The sequence below is a fragment of the Terrisporobacter muris genome, assembly GCF_024621905.1.
Lineage (GTDB): Bacteria > Bacillota > Clostridia > Peptostreptococcales > Peptostreptococcaceae > Terrisporobacter > Terrisporobacter muris.
Genome location: NZ_JANKBY010000341.1, coordinates 1 through 3721, shown reverse-complemented (window position 1 = coordinate 3721; position 3721 = coordinate 1). Strand labels below are relative to the sequence as shown.

Sequence of the window (3721 nt, the reverse complement as noted above, 5' to 3'; positions counted from 1 at the left end):
AGAAAAAAGTTAAATATAATTTTAAAAATATGTAAAAAATCATTAACTTACAACTATATAAATGGAAAGATGTTACAATAAACATGGTTGTATTAAAAATTCAAGAAATAATTTATAATTGGATAAAATGGTAATAAGTATAATCTTGAGCTTTAAAAAGATGTCCGGGAACACAATTTGATCCAGACATAGTAAATCTTATAGATAATATAAACGTAATGGTCTTAGCATAAAGTTTTGGCATTAATGAATAATTAAATGTGGGGGGAAAATGGAAAAGGGAAAAAAGCTTATATTATTATTTTCAATAATAGTAATAATATTTGGAACGAGTATATATTTTATAGGTGATAGAAAAAAAACTTTAAAAGAGAATTCTACAGAGATAAGTGGAATGAAAGCATATTTTGAGCTAAGTAGAGAATATTTAAATGAATCACAGTTTACTAAGTCGGAAGAAGCATTTAAAGATTTAAAAGAATTAGGTATAAATGAGGGGAAAAAAGAAGATATTGTTAAATACTCATTGTTAAGAGCACATGATATTTCTTTTTATGCAGAGGGAAAGAACAAGGCAGTGGAAATACTAGAAGATGCTTTAGAATTAGCAAAGGAAATAAATTATGACAATATCGAAGATGTTTATTTTGAACTAGGACGAGCATATTGGTATGAGGATAGATTAGTAGAAAGCATTAACACTAAACTTGAGGCTCTAAGCATTGCAAGAGGTAAAAATATTAAAAGTAAAATGGCCAATATATCTATAGATATAGGAGTAAATTATCTTTATTCTGGTAATTATGATGAAGCAGAAACTTATTTATCTCATGTTTTATCTTACAAATTAAAAGATGAAAGCAAATGGCCCATTATAAAAAGTTATGCCTTACTAAATCTTATTGAATGTTATATAAAATTAGAAGATTATGATAGTGCAAAAGAAAGTATTGAAATCTTAGACAATAATATAAAAAATATTGAGGATGGAATGAATAAAGAAGATTTCATTACTATTGCTTATATAAATAAGGCAGACTTACAGACAGAATTAGGGAATCCTTTAGAATCTATAAAGTTGCTTAATCTGGCTAACTCTAGATACAAAAAAAGAAATAACTTTAATTTTTATTATTTTGATGCAAGACTATGTGAAGAGTATGGAGATGCATATTACAAATTAAATAATTATGAAAAAGCATTAGAGAATCATAAAAAAGGTGAAAAGTTGGTAATAGAAAGAGATTTATCTTATCTAGAACAAATATATAATGAAAAGATTTATTTAGATTATAAAGGTATGGGAGATTATGACAATACCATATTATACCTAGAAAAGAATATAGAATTAAAAACTGAATTATCAAAGGATAAAAACAGACAGTACTCTCAATATTTGATAAATGAATTTGAAAGTGAAAAAAACTTAGAGAAAATATCTCTATTAGAAGAATCTAGAAATAAAATGTTATTGTTGTTTGCTGTTCTTAGTAGTGCAATAATTATCATTAGTATATTTCTTTATTTTATATATAACCAAAACAAAGAGATAAATAGATTGAATAAATTATTTAAAAAATTGAGTGTAACTGATGCAGTGACAAAGGTGCAGAATAGAAGAGCACTAGATGAATTTTTGGCAGGTAATTGGGCTTTATATAAAAAAACTAAGATGCCAATATCTTTTATGATGATCGATTTAGATTTTTTTAAACTATATAATGATAATTATGGACACCTAAAAGGAGACAAAGTCCTTGAAATGGTGGCTATGGGAATCAAAAACTCATGTCGAAATGTAGACTTTGTAGCAAGGTATGGCGGAGAAGAGTTTATCGTAATAATGTTAAATACAGATAAAAATGATTCAATAAATTTAGCAGAAAGAATAAGAAAAAATATCTATGATATTAACATTACTCATGAATATTCTAAAATTAGCGATAGAATAACTCTTAGTATGGGTATCACTACAGCTTATATAGGAACCAATAAAAATTATGATGAGTACATACAAAAAGCAGATAAGGCTTTATATGAAGCAAAAGCTAAAGGAAAGAATACGTATGTATATTTACATTAATATGAACAACACAGAAGAAGGATGTAGCTTATGAACATTATCAAATTGTTATTTCAAAAAAACAACAACTATATATAGAAGAAATAGTTGGTGAAAGAATTTTTGAGACAACTAAAACACTCATTATAGATGAACTTGGATATGTAAAAAGTTTAGTTGGGGTGTAGATGAATTTGTTATACTCTTGCCAGGGGTATCAGATATAGAATCTACAAATATTATTGAAAGATCACATGTAAAAGTAATCTCAATTTAGGGCGATGAATAATAACTATGGGGGTAGAATGAAGAAATACACAAAACTTATTTTAGTAATTGGAATTTTTATAACTATAGTCTTGGGGATTATTTATTGTGTGGTTTATAATAAAAACATAAATGAAGTAAATAATGATAAAATGACTTATAGCAAAATAATTAAATATGTTTTAGATTATAATATTCGAGATTTTAGTGATGAAGAAAAAGATGAAATAAAAAGAAAAGTAAATAAAACAATAAATAAATGTAAAGATAAAAAAATTTTATCAGAATGTTATTATATTTTAGGTTTTTTAAATTCATTGGAAAAAAATAATAAAGAAGCTATAAGATTGTATAATAAAGCAATAGATAACATTAATAGTATAAAAAATATTAAGATTAAAACACAAGTATATTATGAATTAAGTAGAATGTATTTGTATGAAAATGAATACGAGAAATCAAGTGAATCTTTTGAAAAATTAAAAGAAATAGCTTTTAAATATAATAAAAAAGAAGAAGCAGTGAAGTATGGTGTAAAAAGAGGATATGATATTTATTGTATTCCGGATGGTAGTAATGAATCAGTGCAAATATTAACAGAAGCGTTGGAGTTAGCAAAAGAAATAAATTATGAAGAAATTGAAGAAGTATACTTTAATTTAGGAAGAACTTATTGGTCTGATGATAAGTTTATAGAAAGTATAGATGCTAAGTTAGAGGCATTAAATATAGTAGATTTTAAAAATTTAAAAGAAAAAATTGCAATTATATCTACTGATTTAGGCATAGATTATTTATACTCTGGAAACTATGAAGAAGCCTTAGTATATTTATCTAGAGTACTATCTTATAACCTAGAAGATGAATATGAAGATGCTAAAATTAAAAGCTACTCACTGATGAATATATGTGAAGCATATATTAAATTAGAAGAATTTGATAAAGCTAAGGATAGTTTTAAAGAACTAGAAGAAGAAATTTTAAAACAAAAAAATGGAGTTTATAAAGAAGATTGTATTACATATACGTATGGAAATAAGGCAGATTTACAAACTCAACTAGGCAATGTAAATGAAGCTATAAAATTACTTGATACATCAAAAAAAAGATATGAAAAATGTGATGAATTTAGTTTTTATGATTTTGATGTAAAACTACTAGAGGAATATGGAGATGCATATTACGAATTAGGAAATTATAGTTTAGCATTAAAATATCATAAAGAAGCAGAAGATATAGTCAAGACAAGGGGTTTAATATATTTAGAAGAAGACTATAATAAGATATACTTAGATTATAAAGGACTAGGAGATTATGAAAATACAATTAAATATTTGGAAAAAAATAATGAACTAAAGTCAAATTTATTTAATGATAAAGATAAAGAATATT

The 3721-nt window shown here is 24.9% G+C and carries 2 protein-coding genes; both read left to right on the top strand.

Annotated elements, in window-relative coordinates:
- The first annotated feature begins 271 nt into the window (after nucleotides 1-271).
- Nucleotides 272-2083 carry a tetratricopeptide repeat-containing diguanylate cyclase gene (locus NSA58_RS17380; protein ID WP_074079719.1) on the top strand — a complete coding sequence of 604 codons (1812 nt, stop codon included), beginning with the start codon at nucleotides 272-274 and terminating at the stop codon, nucleotides 2081-2083.
- A gap of 284 nt (nucleotides 2084-2367) precedes the next feature.
- On the top strand, nucleotides 2368-3721 hold a 1354-nt coding region (locus NSA58_RS17375), incomplete at its 3' end, for a tetratricopeptide repeat protein (RefSeq protein ID WP_257560742.1).

What these genes read in the sequence shown, in the direction of transcription:
- NSA58_RS17380 (WP_074079719.1), top strand. Translation starts at nt 272, where the DNA reads ATGGAAAAGGGAAAAAAGCTTATATTATTATTTTCAATAATAGTAATA.